The sequence below is a fragment of the Microbacterium sp. MYb54 genome (genome assembly GCF_002979515.1).
In the GTDB taxonomy this organism is placed as follows: Bacteria; Actinomycetota; Actinomycetes; order Actinomycetales; family Microbacteriaceae; genus Microbacterium.
Genome location: NZ_PCPA01000004.1, coordinates 125,692 through 140,341, shown reverse-complemented (window position 1 = coordinate 140,341; position 14,650 = coordinate 125,692). Strand labels below are relative to the sequence as shown.

Genomic DNA, 14,650 nt, shown 5'->3' with positions numbered 1-14,650 from the left:
GTTCAAGGCTCGACGGGGCCACTCGCCTCCAGCAGCTCCCGAGTGAACGGATGCTGCGGCGCTGCGAACACATCCGCCGTGACACCCTGCTCGACGATCCGCCCGTCCTGCATCACGAGCACCTCGTCGGCGACCGCCCCGACCACGTCTAGGTCGTGCGAGACGAGGATCATGGTCAGCCGCCGTTCCTGCTGCAACCGCGCGAGCAACCGCAGCACCCTCTCCCGCACCGATGGATCGAGCGCAGAGACGGGCTCATCGAGCACCAGCACCTCAGGATCGGCGGCGAGCGCTCTGGCGATCGCCGCCCGCTGACGCTGCCCGCCCGACAGAGCGCTCGGACGCCTGTCGGCGAGTTCTGGTGCGAGTCCGACCTCGGCAAGGAGCTCGGCGACCATCGCGCCGCGGCGGGCACGTGGCACCCCGCCGGCCTCCAGCCCCTCCCTCAACGAACGGCCGATCGTCCATCGCGGGTCGAAGGCACCGAGCGGGTTCTGGTGCACGAGCTGCACCCGGGGTGTGCCGGTCCAGCGCAGAGCACCGCTGTCCGGCGCCTCGACGCCGACGATCATGCGCGCGAGTGTCGTCTTGCCCGATCCCGACTCCCCCACGATGCCGAGAGTCTGCCCCTCCGACACGGTGAACGAGGCGTCGATGATCGCGGGCACCCCGTCGAAGGTCTTCGAGAGATCGGCGGCAACCAGCACCGGTGCGGGCGCAGACTCCGCAGCGGAGCGGGGCTCGTGAATCGTGGCGGCGATGAGCTGCTTCGTGTAGTCCTGCTGAGGGTTCTCCAACACCTCGGAGACCGGGCCGGACTCGATCACGGCCCCACCCTTCATCACGATCACCCGATCAGCGACCCGGCGGACCGCGGCGAAGTCGTGACTGATGAACACAAGGGCTGTGCCCGCAGCCGTGATCTCGCGCAGCAGGCCGAGGATCCGCGCCTGCACTGTGGCATCGAGGGCTGTCGTCGGTTCGTCGGCCACCAGCACGGCGGGCGCCGCGGCGAGCGCGGAGGCGATCAGCGCGCGCTGCCGCAGCCCGCCGGAGAGCTCATGCGGATGCTGTCGCGCACGACGGTCGGGCTCCGGCATCCACACCCGCTCGAGGAGCTCACGCACACGTGCTGCCGTTGGCACCCGCCCCCGCACCATCCGGTGCAGGGTCAGCGGCTCGGCGACCTCGGCTCCGATGCGGCGCAGCGGGTCGAGCGAGACCAGCGCATCCTGGGAGACGAGTGCGATGCCCGCCCCCCGCAGTTGACGCCACTCACGTTCGGCGAGACCCGACGCGTCTGTACCGTCGATGACCAACCGGTCGAGGGTGACGGCGGCTTCCCGTGGCACCAGCCCGAGCAGCGCGCGAGCCGTGAGTGTCTTACCAGCCCCCGACTCACCGACAATCGCAACGCATTCCCCCCGTTCGACCGCGAACGAGACGCCGTCGACGACCGGGGTCGCGTCGAACGCGATGCGCAGCCCCTGTATCTCGAGCGCCGCGCTCATGCCACCCCTCCGTCCGCACGTGCCCGCAGGATGCGCCCGACCACCGTCGCCGACACGACCGAGAGAGTGATCGCGATACCGGGGAAGAGCGAGATCCACCATGCCTGTCCGAGCACGTTGCGCCCACCCGCGAGCATCAGCCCCCACTCGGGCGTCGGCTCGGACGGGCCGAGACCCAGGAAACTGAGGCCTGCCGCAGCCAGGATGCTCGACCCGATGCCGATCGTCGCGAGCACGCTCAGGGCACCGAGCACTCCCGGCACCACGTGCCGCGTGAATGCCCGCACGCGGGGAACCCCCAGGATGCGAGCGGCTTCAACGTGCTCGGCGACCCGCAGCGTCTGCGTCTGCACCCTCGCGAGCCGGATGTACACGGGCACCGCGGCCAGAGTCACCGCGATGGCGATGTTCACGGGACCTGGCCCCAGCACCGCGACCACGACGAGCGCGACCAGGAACTCCGGAAACGCCATCAGCACGTCGTTCACCCGCATCACCGTGGTGTCGACACCGCGCGGTGCAACTCCCGCGAGCGCACCGATGACGAGCCCGACCGCGAGCGCCACCGCGGTCGCGAGGAGCCCGATGCCCAGGGATCGACCTGCACCGTAGATGACGCGCGAGTACACGTCGCGGCCACTCTGATCGGTGCCGAACAGATGCTCGGCACTCGGCGGAAGCAGGGCGGAGCGGACGTCGGTCTGCAACGGATCGTGCGTCGCAAGGACGCCGGGCCAGAGCGCGACGAACGCGATCGTCGCGAGCACCACGATCGCAACCCAGAGCAGTACTCGCTGCGCCCGTTTCATCGGACGCCACCGGATCGGACGCCCCTGACGCGCGGATCGATCAATGGATGAACGAGTTCGACGACGAGGTTCACCGCGACGAAGACCAGCGCGCTCAGGAGGATGATCCCGGTGATCACGGGAAGATCGCGGTCGCTGATCGCGGCGAGCGTGACCCGGCCGAGACCGGGACGGGCGAACACGGTCTCCACCAGCACCGCGCCCCCGAGAACGGAGCCGGTGAGGTACGCGGCGAGGGTGATCGCAGACGCCGCGCCGTGTCTCAGTCCATGCCGGAGCGTGAACCGGGTCGGGCTCGCGCCACGGGCACGCACGGTCTCTGCGAACGGCATCCGCTCGGCCTGCACCAGGCCGTCGCGCAGCACCTGGCTCAGAAGCGCCGCGACCGGGAGTGCGAGCGTGATGGCGGGCAGCACGAGCGTGGCGGGGTTGCGCGCCCCTGACACCGGGAACCATCCGAGCCCGAACGCGAAGACGCTGAGGAGGACCAGCCCGATCCAGAAGACCGGCGACGACAGCACCACGAGCTCGATCCCCGCGGCGACCGCCCGACCCACTTGGCCACGCACGAACACCGCCACAGCGAGTGCGAGCACGAGCGCGATCAGAAGGGCCAGAACAGAGAGCTGCAGCGTCGCCCCCAGCTGGCGGCCGATCACGTCCGCCACCGGCATCCGCAGCTGGTACGACTCCCCCAGGTCCCCCCGAGCGAGCTGTCCGATGAAACCGAGGTACTGCTCGAACGGCGGGCGGTCCAGCCCGAGGTCGGCGCGGATGCCGTCTTTGACAGCTTCGCTCACCTGCGCCTGGGGCCCCAGCATCACCGACACCGGGTCTCCCGGGATCACCCGGAACGCGAGGAACGTGACGGTCGCCGCTCCCCACAGGACGATGACGACGGACGCGGCCAGGCCGGCGACGCGGACGAGAGCAGCCTTCACCACTCGTGCCCTCCGCTCAGCCGGCGGTTCAGCCGACGGTCACATCGTAGAACAGGGGACGACCGTACAGGTCGTACTCGAGTCCCTCGACGCGCTCGCCGACGGCCGTGATCGCCGACGGGCTGTACAGCGGCACGATCGCCGTGTACGTGGCGTTCCACTGCTGCAGCTGGGTGTAGAGCTCATTGCGCTTGTCCTGATCACTGCTGGCGACGGCCTGCTCCAGGAGTGCGTCGATCTCGGGGTCGCTGACCTGCGAGGCGTTCTGGAACCCGTCGGTGTGCAGGTGGCTGCGCAGCAGGTCGGGGTCGACGCCAGAGAAGCCCCAGTCCGTCAGGTCGAACGTCTTCGGCTCGTACTGCTCGTTGTAGGCGCCTGGTTCGAGCACCTCGCGCTCGACCTCGAAGCCGATCCCCTTGAGGTCGGACTGGATCGCGTTCGCAAGCGCGGCGCGGTCGTCGGGGACGGGCGTCCAGGCGATCCATCGCACCGAGAGCCGCTTGCCATCCTTCATGCGGATGCCGTCGGTGTCGCGTTCGGTCCATCCGGCCTCGTCGAGGAGCGCATTGGCGGCATCCTGGTCGAACGGCCAGCTGCCCTCGAGCGACGCGTCGTAACCCGGGGTCGTCGAGCCGAGGATGCTCCATGCACGCGGGAACTGGCCGAAGTAGATCTCCTCCACCGCCGCGTCGATGTCGATGCCCCGCGCGAACGCCTGACGCACCTTCTCGTCGGCGAAGACTCCGTACTTCTCGTTCAGGTACAGCGAGTACGGCAGGCCCGGGTACTCGATCGAGTCGACCGTGATGCCATCGCCGAGATCCTTCGCGAGGTTCGGCGGGATGTTGCTGGCGAGGTCGGCCTCGCCGCTCGTCACCACACCGGTACGGACCGAGGCCTCCGGCTGGATCTCCACCCGGAGCGTCTCGAACTTCGGCGCCTTCGTGTCGTGCGGACCCCACGCATAGTCGTCGTTGCGGGTGTACACGATCTCCTGGTCCGGCGTGTACTCGGTGAGCTCGAACGGACCGGTACCGACGGTGATGTCGGGTCCGCCCGCCTTGAGCTTGTCCGCAGACTTCGCGAGGACAGCCGGCGAGTAGAAGCCGAGCTGCGGCGTGCTCGCCGCCTGCAGGAACGGTGCGTACGGCTGGGTGAACGTCACCTTGACCGTGTGGTCGTCGACGACTTCGGTTCCTTCGTAGAAGTCGGCGCCGAGCATGCTGGCCGCCTGAGCGGATGCCGTCTCCGGATCGACGATGCGGTCGAAGTTCGCCTTGACCGCCGCAGCGTCGAACTTCTCACCATCGGTGAAGGTCACGTCGTCACGGAGCACGAACGTGTACTCCGTGCTGTCCGGCGAGACCTCCCAGCTCTTCGCGAGCCACGGGCTGAAGGTTCCGTCGTTCTCCTGGAACACCAGCGAGTCGAGCACCGCCCGCTGCACCATGCCGGAGACGTCGAGCTGACTCACCTGCGGGTCCATGTGCCCGGCCGAGAGGTTCGCGCCCTCGATGGACCACACCAGCTCCCCGTCGCCTTCGGAACCGGGGCTTGCGCAGGCACTGAGCACCAGTGCGGTGGCAGCGGCGAGCGCGGCGAAGGGCAGGAGACGACGCACAGGATTTGCGGGCATGGCGATTCCTCAGGACGAACGGGTCGGGATGCATCCATCCTATGGCCGATTGTTGGACCGGGTCGATCTGCGACGACCTTCGGACCCGGCGGCGCTCGGTAGACTGGGCGGCACAACCCCACACTCAGGCACGCTCACACAGTGCCGCATACATCGCTCGAGGAGACCTCCATGCCTGCTTCTGAATCCGCTCTGAACCAGATTCCCGACAAGCCAGCACTCGAAGGCCTCGAAGCGAAGTGGGACTCCGCGTGGGCGGAGCAGGGCACCTACCTGTTCGACCGTCTGCGCGCGGCACAGGCCGGCCGTGAGGGTGTGTACTCGATCGACACCCCGCCGCCGACGGCATCCGGCAGCCTCCACATCGGACACGTGTTCTCCTACACGCACACCGACGTGAAGGCCCGCTTCGAGCGCATGCGCGGCAAGACCGTGTTCTACCCGATGGGCTGGGACGACAACGGCCTGCCCACCGAGCGCCGCGTGCAGAACTACTACGGCGTGCGCTGCGACCCGACCCTGCCCTACACCTCCGACTTCACTCCCCCGTTCGAGGGCGGCGACAACAAGTCGAGTCGCGCAGCCGACCAGCAGCCGATCAGCCGCCGCAACTTCATCGAGCTCTGCGAGCGGCTCACGCTCGAAGACGAGAAGCAGTTCGAGGCGCTGTTCCGTCAGCTCGGGCTGAGCGTGGACTGGACGCAGACCTACCGCACGATCTCGGACGACACCATCCGTCAGAGCCAGCTCGCGTTCCTGCGCAACATCGAGCGCGGCGAGGCCTACCAGGCGCTGGCTCCGACCCTGTGGGACATCGACTTCCGCTCCGCCATCGCGCAGGCCGAGCTCGAGGACCGTGACCAGCAGGCCGCGTACCACACCATCGAGTTCCCCTTCGCGGACGGCTCCGGCGCCCTCGCCATCGACACCACACGCCCGGAGCTGCTTCCCGCGTGCATCGCGCTCGTGACGCACCCCGAGGGTCCTCACAAGCACCTCATCGGCACGAAGGTGAAGACTCCGTTCTTCGGCGCCGAGATCGAGATCCACGGACACCACCTCGCGCAGCCCGACAAGGGCACAGGAGCGGCGATGGTCTGCACCTTCGGCGATGTGACCGACATCGTGTGGTGGCGTGAGCTGCGCACCACTGAGAACGAGCCGCTGCCGAACATGACCACGATCGGCCTTGACGGACGCTTCCTGCCCGAAGCCCCCGCCTCTGTCGGGAATCCCGAAGCGGTCACCTGGTACGCCGATGAGCTCGCAGGCAAGACCGTCTTCAGCGCGCGCAAGGCCATCGTCGAGAAGCTCCAGGAGACCGGCGATCTGACCGCGGTCGGCAAGCCCTTCAATCACGCGGTGAAGTTCTTCGAGAAGGGCGATCGTCCGCTCGAGATCGTCTCCACGCGCCAGTGGTACATCCGCAACGGCGCCCGCGACGGCGAGCTGCGCGACACGCTCATCGCGCACGGGCAGGAACTCGCCTGGCACCCCGAGTTCATGCGCGTGCGGTATGAGAACTGGGTCGGCGGCCTGACCGGCGACTGGCTCGTGTCGCGCCAGCGCTTCTTCGGCGTGCCGATCCCGCTCTGGTACGCACTCGACGAGAACGGCGACCGCGACTACGACCGCGTGCTCACCCCGGACGCTGCGATCCTCCCGATCGACCCGACGACGCATATCCCCGCCGGCTACACCGAAGACCAGCGGGGCGTTCCCGGCGGGTTCGACGCCGAGGCCGACATCCTCGACACCTGGGCGACCTCGTCCCTCACGCCGCAGCTGGCGGGAGGCTGGCAGCGCGACGAAGAGCTGTGGCAGCTCACCGCGCCGTTCGACCTGCGCCCGCAGGGTCAGGACATCATCCGCACCTGGCTGTTCTCGACCATGCTGCGCTCGACCCTCGAAGACGGCCGGACCCCGTGGCGCAACGCCGCGATCTCCGGCTTCATCGTCGACCCCGACCGCAAGAAGATGTCGAAGTCGAAGGGCAACGTGGTCACCCCGGCCGACGTGCTCGAAGCACACGGCTCCGACGCGGTGCGCTACTGGGCAGCCTCCAGCCGCCTCGGCATGGATGCCGCGTTCGACCCGCAGAACCCCACGCAGGTGAAGATCGGCCGCCGCCTGGCCATCAAGGTGCTGAACGCAGCGAAGTTCGTGCTCTCGTTCCCCGTGCCGGAAGGCGCACAGGTCACGCACGCGCTGGACGCATCGATGCTGACCGCCCTCGATGGCGTGGTCGTCGAGGCGACGAAGGCGTTCGAGCGGTACGAGGCGACGCGCGCGCTCGAACTCACCGAGGCGTTCTTCTGGACCTTCTGCGACGACTACCTGGAGCTGGTGAAGGAGCGCGCCTACAACCAGGCAGATGTGGGTCAGGCCTCCGCCGCTCTCTCGCTGCGTCTGGCTCTGTCGACGCTTCTCCGACTGCTCGCGCCGGTGCTGTCCTTCGCCGCAGAGGAATCGTGGTCCTGGTTCGAAGAGGGCTCGGTGCACACCGCCGCCTGGCCGACGCCGCTCGGTATCGACGGCGACCCCGCGGTTCTCGCCGCGGCGAGCGAGGCGCTGATCGGCATCCGTCGCGCGAAGACCGAGGCGAAGGCCTCGCAGAAGACTCCGGTCTCGCGCGCCGCGATCGCCGCCCCCGCCGCGAAGCTCGATGCCCTCCGTGCCGCGGCCGATGACCTCCGGGCGGTCGGACGCATCGCCGAGCTCGAGTTCACCGAGGCGGAGGCGTTCGCGGTCACCGCGATCGAGCTCGCCCCGGTCGAGGCGTCCTGATGCAGCTGGGCACACGCTGGGCAGCGGGATCCGAGGCTCCGGCTTCGGTCCCCGCATCCCTGCGACCCGCGATCGCCGCGGTCGAAGCGAAGGGACACACCGGTCACTGGACCCTCACCTGGCTCGAAGGCCGCGCGATCGCGGAGCTCGATGCGGGGTGGGAGGTCTTCCAGACTCCGTCCGGAGAAGTGACCGCCCGCCCCTTCCAGGACTGACCCTCGAAGAAGGCGCCTCAGCGCCGCGGAAGCCCGAGCTGCGCGAGTGCGTGGTCGACCGCGCGGGGGTCGTGCTTGCGGGTCTGCTGCTCACGAAGCAGGTCGAGAGCGATCACACGCCGCTCGGCACGCCGCGAGATGCGGTGCTCGACATAGGCGGTGAGGCGGTCGGCGAGTCGAAGCAGACCGCGCTCGGTCTGCGTCGGAGCCACCAGCCGAAGTGTCGCGCTGGTCATGATTCCTCCACAGTGTCGTCGTTGGGTCCAGACGTCACGGATCGCGGCGTCGGAAGATCGAAGAGTTCGGCCCGAAGCGAGACCCGACGAACTTCGGGGCCCGTCTGGCCCCGGTATCGCTCGATCGCGCTCTCGACGATCGCTTCGAGCTCCTCGCGAAGCGTCATGGCCTGCTCGGGAGTCATGTCGAGGTGCGTCGTGATGGTGATGCCCAGTTCTCGCCAGGCCTCCGGCACCTCGGACTGCGGGCGGTTGAGGTATGTCATCAGCGTCTCGTGCCGCAGTCGGAAGAATTCCGACGTCACGATCTGAGCGGCGGCGCGGTTCGCCGGCGAGGTCATCTCATCGGGACCGGGTACGTCGATACGCCCCTTGGGTCGCTCCCACCACCGCTCGCGAGCGGTGCCCCGTCCCTCGACTTCGCGGATGAGGTCGTGCGCGGCGAGGGCACGGAGGTGGTAACTGGTCGACCCGGACGTCTCCCCCACGAGTGCGGCGAGCGAACTGGCCGTCTGGGGGCCCCGCGCGGCGAGAAGGTCGAAGATCTTCACCCGCAGCGGGTGCGCCAGTGCCTTCAGCGCACTGGCGTCAAGGGTTCTGACCTGCGTCTCATTCGTCATGCATGCAAAGGTACCGTTGCAAAGGAATCTTTGCAAGCGTTTCTTTGCAACTTGTGATCAGTCGGTCGCGGCGCGCGCGGCGACGAACGCCTCGACGCAGGTCTCCACCTGCTCCGGGGTGTGCGCCGCCGACAGCTGCACACGGATCCGCGCCAGCCCCCGCGGCACGACGGGGAAGCTGAACGCGGTCACGTAGACACCTCGCTCCTGCATCTCCCGCGCGATGCGTGCAGTCTTCGCGGCATCGCCGAACATCACGGGAACGATGGGGTGCTCCCCCGACAGCAGGTCGAAGCCCTCGGCCGTCATGCGCTCGCGGAACAGAGCGGCGTTGCTGCGCAGACGCGCGCGAAGATCCGCCGATCCCTCGACCAGGTCGAGTGCGGTCAACGTGCCGGCGACGATCGCCGGGGCGAGCGTGTTCGAGAAGAGGTACGGACGCGATCGCTGGCGCAGCAGCGCCACGATCTCGGAGTGCGATGCGACATACCCACCGGATGCTCCGCCCAGCGCCTTGCCGAACGTGCCGGTGTAGATGTCGACGCGGTCGGCGACCCCACAGAGCTCAGGCGTCCCCCGGCCGTTCTCGCCGACGAAGCCGACGGCATGCGAGTCGTCGACGAAGACGAGGGCGTCGTACCGCTCGGCCAGGTCGCAGATCTCGGCGAGCGGGGCGATGTAGCCGTCCATCGAGAACACGCCATCCGTCACGATCACCCGGAAGCGAGCACCCGAAGCGGCCTGCAGCTGCGCCTCCAGATCTGCCATGTCACGGTTGCGATAGCGGAATCTCTGTGCCTTCGAGAGCCGGATGCCGTCGATGATCGAGGCGTGGTTCAGCTCGTCCGAGATGATGGCGTCGTCGGCTGCGAAGAGCGTCTCGAACACTCCTCCGTTCGCGTCGAAGCACGACGAGTACAGGATCGCCTCGTCCGTGCCGAGGAAGTCGGCGAGCCGGCGCTCCAACTCCAGATGCTGCTCCTGCGTGCCGCAGATGAAGCGCACGCTCGCGAGGCCGTACCCCCACTCCTGCAGGGCGGTTGTCGCAGCGTCGAGGATGCGCGGGTCGTCTGCGAGGCCGAGGTAGTTGTTGGCGCAGAAGTTCAGCACCTCGGCGCCGTCTGCGGTGATCTCGGCGCTCTGCGGTCCGCGGATGCCGCGCTCGTGCTTGGTGAGTCCGGCCTCCTCGATACCCGCCAGCTCGCCAGCAACATGCTTCTGAAAAGTCCCGTACATCACAGCTCCGTCCAGTCGAGGATGATCTTGCCCGTTCCGGCGGACTCCGCCGCGGCGAATCCCCGTTCCCAGTCACGCGCGGGAACGACCTCCGCGATCACGCGACCGATGGCGTCCCGCAGGGGCGCACTGGTCTGCAGCATCGCCCCCATCGCGTTCCACGTCTCGAACATCTCGCGACCGTAGATGCCCTTGATCGTGAGCATGTGGGTGACGAGCTTGCCCCAGTCGATGCCGAACCCCGCACTCGGCAGACCCAGCATCGCGATCCGGCCGCCGTGGTTCATGTTGTCGATCATGGCGGGCAGGGCCGAAGGCGCACCGCTCATCTCGAATCCGATGTCGAAGCCCTCCCGCATGCCGAGAGCCTGCTGGGCGTCGCGGATGTCGCGGACCGAGACGTCGACGACCTCGTCGGCGCCCATCCGACGGGCCATCTCCAGACGCGGTGTGCTGACATCGGTCGCCGTGATGAATCGTGCGCCCGCGTGCCGTGCGACGGCGATCGCCATCAGTCCGATGGGGCCACACCCCGTGACGAGCACGTCCTCCCCGACGAGCGGGTAGGTGAGCGCGGTGTGGACGGCGTTGCCGAGCGGGTCGAAGATCGCGCCGAGTTCGGGAGTCACCTCGGAATGATGGACCCACACGTTCGCCGCGGGAAGAGCGAGGTACTCGGCGAAGGCACCGTCACGCTGCAGTCCGAGACCGATGGTGCGGATGCACATCTGGCGGCGACCCGCACGGCAGTTGCGACACGTGCCGCACACGATGTGCCCTTCACCCGACACGCGGTCGCCGACGGCGATGTCGTGCACGCCGGGACCGACCTCCACGACCTCTCCGTAGAACTCGTGGCCCGGGATCAACGGAGCCGCGATCGCTGACGCCGCCCAGTCGTCCCAGCGGAGGATGTGCAGATCGGTGCCGCAGATCCCGGTGCGCAGAACCCGGATGACGACGTCGTCGGTGCCGGCGATCGGCTCGGGGCGTTCGACGAGCTCGAGCCCGGCCCCCGGTGCGCCTTTGAACAATGCCTTCATGTCCTCGATCCCACAGCATCCCACCCTGTAGAGCAATCGGCATCGTCTGCATCATCGATGTAGATCGGTCTACACTTTTCCCGTGGAACTCCATCAGCTGCAGATCCTGCGGGAACTCGGTGCGCTCGGCAGCGTGACCGCAGTCTCCGAAGCCCTCAGAGTGACCCCTTCGGCGGTCTCCCAGCAGCTCGCAGCCCTGCAGCGCGGCTTTCCGACACCGCTCACTCGACGACTCGGCAGGACGCTCGCACTCACCCCGGCCGGCGAGGTGCTGGCGGCAGCGGGGGCAGAGGCGATCGATGCGATGGCGGCGGCACGGCACGCCCTCGACGACTTCGAGGGCGCGACGACGGGCGTCGTGAGCATCAGCGGCTTCCACAGTGTCGGTCAGGCGCTGTTCGGTCCGTTGCTGCGTGAGCTGTCGAGGTCGGAAGACGCCCCGACGGTGCAGCTCACCGACGAAGACGTCGCGCAGAGCGAGTTCCCCGCACTCACCGCCAGCTACGAGCTGGTCCTCGCGCACCGCATGGAGCACTCCGAACCCTGGCCGACGCAGGGCGTGCGCAGCCTCACACTCGTACGCGAGCCTCTCGACGTCGCCGTCTCCGCATCCCATGCCCTCGCCGGACGCTCGACTCTCACTCCGGCAGATGTCGCCTCGGAACGTTGGGTCACCAGCCGCATCGGCTACTCCCCCGACGACGTGCTCCGCGCGGTGTCGGCCGTTGCGAACAGACCGATCGACATCCTCCACCGCATCAACGACTACGGTGCAGTATCGGCGGTGGTCGCCGCCGGCGGTGTGATCGGGATGCTTCCCCGATTCACGTCTCGCAGCCTCGACGACCGCGACATCGTGCGCATCCCGCTCGAAGGCGTGAGCACGCACCGCATGATCGATCTGCTCGCGAGACCGGAGAATCTGCGCCGCCGATCGGTGCGTGTGGTCGTCGAAGCCCTGAGGGTCGTGATGACGCGCCTGAGCGAAGACGGTTCCTGAGAAGGGTGGGTGTCGATGGTTAGGCTCGGAGCATGACCGATGCCACGAATCCGCTGCTGCAGCCGTCGACGCTCCCCTATGGACTCCCCGACTATCGCGCGATCCGGCCCGAATACTATCTCCCCGCGTTCCAGGCGGGTTTCGAGGAGCATCTCCGGGAGATCGGACGCATCACGATGGTGCGATCGATGCCGACGTTCGAGAACACCTTCGAGGCGCTGGAGCGTTCCGGCGAGCTTCTCGACCGGGTGGCGCATGCGTTCTACACCGTGAGCTCCGCGGATGCGACGCCAGAGATCCAGGCGATCGACGAACAGCTCGCACCGCTCATGGCCGCCCACCAGGACGCGATCACGCTCGACGGGCAGCTCTACTGGCGAGTGCAGCAGGTGTTCGAGCAGCGTGGCGCCCTCGATCTCGACCCCGAGCAGCGTTACCTCGTCGAGCGACACCACCGCGAGATGACGCACGCGGGTGCCGGTCTGGACGACGAGGCCAAGGCGCAGTTGACCGCACTGAACCAGAAGCTGTCGACGCTGACCAACACGTTCGAGCGCAACCTGCTGAACGACACGAACGACCTCGCGGTGGTCTTCGATTCCCCTGACGAGCTCGACGGACTGAGCGCGGGCGAGCTCTCCGCTGCCGCGCGCGCAGCAGCCGACCGAGGGCTCGACGGCAGCCTCCTGATCACCCTCCCGCTCTTCACCGGCCATCCCGCACTGGCCCAGCTGCGCGTGCGCGAGTCTCGACGGCGCATCATGGCGGCGTCGCTCGCACGCGCCTCTCGGGACAACGCGAACGACAATCGCCCAGTGCTCCTCGAGATCGTGCGCCTGCGTGCCGAACGCGCGAAGCTCCTCGGCTACGAGTCGCACGCGGCGTATGTGACCGCCGACGAGACCGCAGGCACCCCGGACGCCGTCGAGCAGATGCTGCGACGCCTCGCCGCACCCGCGGCACGCAACGCACTCGCCGAACGCGCGGCCCTGCAGTCGATCGTCGACGAGACTGAGACGGCACCGTTCGGGATCGAGGCGCACGACTGGGCGTTCCACACCGAACGGGTGCGCACCGCCCGTTACGACATCGACTCGAGCGCCCTGCGGCCGTGGTTCGAAGCGGAGCGTGTCCTGCAGGACGGCGTCTTCTTCGCGGCCACGCGACTGTACGGCGTGACCTTCGCCGAGCGCGACGATCTCGTCGCCTACCACCCCGGCGCTCGTGTGTTCGAGGTGAGCAACGCCGATGGCTCCCCGGTCGGCCTGTACGTGCTCGACCTGTACACCCGCGATTCCAAGCGCGGCGGGGCCTGGATGAACGCGATCGTGAGTCAGTCCCGGCTGCGTGGCACAGCGCCCGTCGTCGTCAACAATCTGAATGTGCCCCTGCCCGGAGACGGTGAGCCGACGCTGCTGACCCTCGACGAGGTCACGACCCTGTTCCACGAGTTCGGCCACGCGCTGCATGGACTCTTCGCGACGGTGACGTATCCGCACTTCGCCGGGACGAACGTGTTCCGCGACTTCGTCGAGTTCCCGAGCCAGGTGAACGAGATGTGGATCCTGTGGCCCGAGGTGCTCGACAACTATGCCCGCCACCACGAGACCGGAGAACCGCTCGACCCTGCCATCGTCGAACGACTCCGGGCGACCGAGACGTTCGACCAGGGCCACGCGACCAGCGAGTACCTGGCGGCAGCCTGGCTCGACCAAGCCTGGCACCGACTCGGCACCGACACCGAGGTCGACGACGTCGCCGGGTTCGAGGCCGCCGCACTCACCGACATCGGCCTGGACGATCCTGCGGTCCCGACCCGGTACTCGTCGACCTACTTCGCCCATGTGTTCTCGGGAGGCTACAGCGCGGGCTACTACTCGTACATCTGGAGCGAGGTGCTCGACGCCGACACAGTCGACTGGTTCCGGGAGAACGGCGGGTTGACGCGGGGCAACGGCGACCTGTTCCGCGAGCGTCTCCTCGGGGTGGGCGGCTCGAAGGATCCCTTGGAGGCGTACCGTGACTTCCGCGGCCGCGACGCCGAGATCGCACCTCTGCTGAAGCGTCGTGGACTCGGCTCATGAGTCGTGAGACTCTGAGCGCATGAACGCTTTTCCCGACGCACCGTTCGGCCCTGCGGACCGCCTCGATCTCGACGCCGTCCCCCTCGCCGTCATCCGCCACAAGGGCATCCGCATCTCTGACCTCCAAGCCGCCTTTGATGCGGGATACTCGGCAATCGCCCTGACTTTCGCCGGCGACGTGTTGGTCCCGACCGGCCCGGCGCTGGCGATCTATCACGGGGATCCGATGGGCGTCTTCGACCTCGAGCTCGGCTTCCCCGTGCAGTCACCGCCCGAGAACCCGATCCCCACGACAAACGGGCGTGTCATCGTCGCTTCGGCGCTGCCCGCGGGCCCCGCGGTCGCGACCACCCTGTTCGGCTCCTACGAGGAGCTGGGCGGCGCGTGGGGCGGTCTCGTCGAGCGCGCAGGAACCCAGGGGGTGCAACCGGGTGGCGTTTGGATCGAGGTCTACGTCTCCGATCCGAGCACGCCGCCGGCGGAGCTGCGCACCGACCTCATCATGCCGACCGCCTGACGCCGGAGACGACGC

13 protein-coding genes are annotated in these 14,650 nt (G+C 68.1%); 5 read left to right on the top strand and 8 right to left on the bottom strand.

Annotation, left to right across the window (positions count from 1 at the left end):
• Positions 1 to 2 precede the first annotated feature (2 nt).
• From CQ040_RS06245 to CQ040_RS06230, 4 genes are read right to left on the bottom strand one after another with little or no spacing between them, the layout of a single operon-like run.
• Positions 3 to 1,511 carry an ABC transporter ATP-binding protein gene (locus CQ040_RS06245; RefSeq protein ID WP_105525782.1) on the bottom strand — a complete coding sequence of 503 codons (1,509 nt, stop codon included), beginning with the start codon at positions 1,509 to 1,511 and terminating at the stop codon, positions 3 to 5.
• The gene (locus CQ040_RS06240; RefSeq protein WP_105525781.1) at positions 1,508 to 2,320 is read right to left on the bottom strand and encodes an ABC transporter permease; all 813 of its coding nucleotides are present in this window, start codon (positions 2,318 to 2,320) and stop codon (positions 1,508 to 1,510) included. Before CQ040_RS06240 ends, CQ040_RS06245 begins: the two co-directional genes overlap by 4 nt.
• The gene (locus CQ040_RS06235; protein ID WP_105525780.1) at positions 2,317 to 3,264 is read right to left on the bottom strand and encodes an ABC transporter permease; all 948 of its coding nucleotides are present in this window, start codon (positions 3,262 to 3,264) and stop codon (positions 2,317 to 2,319) included. Before CQ040_RS06235 ends, CQ040_RS06240 begins: the two co-directional genes overlap by 4 nt.
• A gap of 25 nt (positions 3,265 to 3,289) precedes the next feature.
• Positions 3,290 to 4,897: an ABC transporter substrate-binding protein gene (locus CQ040_RS06230; RefSeq protein ID WP_105525779.1), complete on the bottom strand. Its 1,608-nt coding sequence runs from the start codon at positions 4,895 to 4,897 to the stop codon at positions 3,290 to 3,292.
• A gap of 171 nt (positions 4,898 to 5,068) precedes the next feature.
• On the opposite strand from CQ040_RS06230, the gene valS reads away from it, so the two are divergent.
• Positions 5,069 to 7,684, top strand: coding sequence for a valine--tRNA ligase (valS, locus tag CQ040_RS06225; protein ID WP_105525778.1), 2,616 nt, complete (start codon positions 5,069 to 5,071; stop codon positions 7,682 to 7,684).
• The gene (locus CQ040_RS06220) at positions 7,684 to 7,899 is read left to right on the top strand and encodes a hypothetical protein (RefSeq protein WP_105525777.1); all 216 of its coding nucleotides are present in this window, start codon (positions 7,684 to 7,686) and stop codon (positions 7,897 to 7,899) included. The genes valS and CQ040_RS06220 overlap by 1 nt, the downstream gene beginning before the upstream one ends.
• Positions 7,900 to 7,916: 17 nt before the next feature.
• Here the strand turns inward: CQ040_RS06220 and CQ040_RS06215 are convergent, their stop codons facing one another.
• The 4 genes from CQ040_RS06215 to tdh are packed head-to-tail and all read right to left on the bottom strand — an operon-like array spanning position 7,917 to position 11,034.
• On the bottom strand, positions 7,917 to 8,135 hold the full coding sequence (locus tag CQ040_RS06215) for a hypothetical protein (RefSeq protein ID WP_028501588.1): 219 nt from the start codon (positions 8,133 to 8,135) through the stop codon (positions 7,917 to 7,919).
• Positions 8,132 to 8,755, bottom strand: coding sequence for a transcriptional regulator (locus tag CQ040_RS06210; protein ID WP_028501587.1), 624 nt, complete (start codon positions 8,753 to 8,755; stop codon positions 8,132 to 8,134). Before CQ040_RS06210 ends, CQ040_RS06215 begins: the two co-directional genes overlap by 4 nt.
• Before the next feature lie 57 nt (positions 8,756 to 8,812).
• Positions 8,813 to 9,991: a glycine C-acetyltransferase gene (locus tag CQ040_RS06205; RefSeq protein WP_105525776.1), complete on the bottom strand. Its 1,179-nt coding sequence runs from the start codon at positions 9,989 to 9,991 to the stop codon at positions 8,813 to 8,815.
• Positions 9,991 to 11,034 carry an L-threonine 3-dehydrogenase gene (gene tdh / locus CQ040_RS06200; protein WP_105525775.1) on the bottom strand — a complete coding sequence of 348 codons (1,044 nt, stop codon included), beginning with the start codon at positions 11,032 to 11,034 and terminating at the stop codon, positions 9,991 to 9,993. Before tdh ends, CQ040_RS06205 begins: the two co-directional genes overlap by 1 nt.
• Before the next feature lie 82 nt (positions 11,035 to 11,116).
• Here tdh and CQ040_RS06195 point away from each other — a divergent pair, with 82 nt between their 5' ends.
• The 3 genes from CQ040_RS06195 to CQ040_RS06185 are packed head-to-tail and all read left to right on the top strand — an operon-like array spanning position 11,117 to position 14,635.
• Positions 11,117 to 12,034 (top strand): LysR family transcriptional regulator, encoded by a 918-nt coding sequence (locus CQ040_RS06195; RefSeq protein WP_105525774.1) that lies wholly within the window; start codon positions 11,117 to 11,119, stop codon positions 12,032 to 12,034.
• Between the two features lie 32 nt (positions 12,035 to 12,066).
• Entirely contained in the window at positions 12,067 to 14,118 is a 2,052-nt protein-coding gene (locus tag CQ040_RS06190) for a M3 family metallopeptidase (protein ID WP_105525773.1), read from the top strand.
• A gap of 19 nt (positions 14,119 to 14,137) precedes the next feature.
• Positions 14,138 to 14,635, top strand: coding sequence for a GyrI-like domain-containing protein (locus tag CQ040_RS06185; RefSeq protein WP_105525772.1), 498 nt, complete (start codon positions 14,138 to 14,140; stop codon positions 14,633 to 14,635).
• Positions 14,636 to 14,650: the final 15 nt, after the last annotated feature.

Excerpts from the sequence above, each read along its gene's own strand:
- CQ040_RS06240 (WP_105525781.1), bottom strand. The coding sequence starts at position 2,320 with ATGAAACGGGCGCAGCGAGTACTGCTCTGGGTTGCGATCGTGGTGCTC.
- tdh (WP_105525775.1), bottom strand. The coding sequence starts at position 11,034 with ATGAAGGCATTGTTCAAAGGCGCACCGGGGGCCGGGCTCGAGCTCGTC.
- CQ040_RS06230 (WP_105525779.1), bottom strand. The coding sequence starts at position 4,897 with ATGCCCGCAAATCCTGTGCGTCGTCTCCTGCCCTTCGCCGCGCTCGCC.
- CQ040_RS06185 (WP_105525772.1), top strand. The coding sequence starts at position 14,138 with ATGAACGCTTTTCCCGACGCACCGTTCGGCCCTGCGGACCGCCTCGAT.
- CQ040_RS06210 (WP_028501587.1), bottom strand. The coding sequence starts at position 8,755 with ATGACGAATGAGACGCAGGTCAGAACCCTTGACGCCAGTGCGCTGAAG.
- valS (WP_105525778.1), top strand. The coding sequence starts at position 5,069 with ATGCCTGCTTCTGAATCCGCTCTGAACCAGATTCCCGACAAGCCAGCA.
- CQ040_RS06220 (WP_105525777.1), top strand. The coding sequence starts at position 7,684 with ATGCAGCTGGGCACACGCTGGGCAGCGGGATCCGAGGCTCCGGCTTCG.
- CQ040_RS06245 (WP_105525782.1), bottom strand. The coding sequence starts at position 1,511 with ATGAGCGCGGCGCTCGAGATACAGGGGCTGCGCATCGCGTTCGACGCG.
- CQ040_RS06205 (WP_105525776.1), bottom strand. The coding sequence starts at position 9,991 with ATGTACGGGACTTTTCAGAAGCATGTTGCTGGCGAGCTGGCGGGTATC.
- CQ040_RS06190 (WP_105525773.1), top strand. The coding sequence starts at position 12,067 with ATGACCGATGCCACGAATCCGCTGCTGCAGCCGTCGACGCTCCCCTAT.
- CQ040_RS06215 (WP_028501588.1), bottom strand. The coding sequence starts at position 8,135 with ATGACCAGCGCGACACTTCGGCTGGTGGCTCCGACGCAGACCGAGCGC.